At 35.7% G+C, this 224-nt stretch carries 1 pseudogene; it reads right to left on the bottom strand.

Annotated elements, in window-relative coordinates:
- Positions 1–145 (bottom strand): annotated as a pseudogene (locus tag V7659_RS26010) (hypothetical protein); the annotation flags it as partial.
- Positions 146–224 lie beyond the last annotated feature (79 nt).

Below are 224 nucleotides of genomic sequence, written 5' to 3'. Positions count from 1 at the left end.
TCAAATCTACCCCATCAACAGCACGGTTGTCGCCAAACAGTTTAACAAGTCCACGCGCTTCCACAGCCCAATCTCCATTTTCCGGAAATGCATTCTTTCTATTTATAAGATTCATTTCATTTCCTCCCCCTATAACTGAATACATATGAGAGTACCAAACATTTGTGAATTCAAGATGAACGATTAACTAAAAAGATGGTTTAATGCTTTAAACAAATAAAAAA

It is taken from the genome of Neobacillus drentensis, from assembly GCF_036966985.1.
Taxonomy (GTDB): domain Bacteria; phylum Bacillota; class Bacilli; order Bacillales; family Cytobacillaceae; genus Neobacillus; species Neobacillus drentensis_E.
Note: the sequence above shows the minus strand (reverse complement) of the source record. Positions and strands in the feature narration are given on the sequence as shown.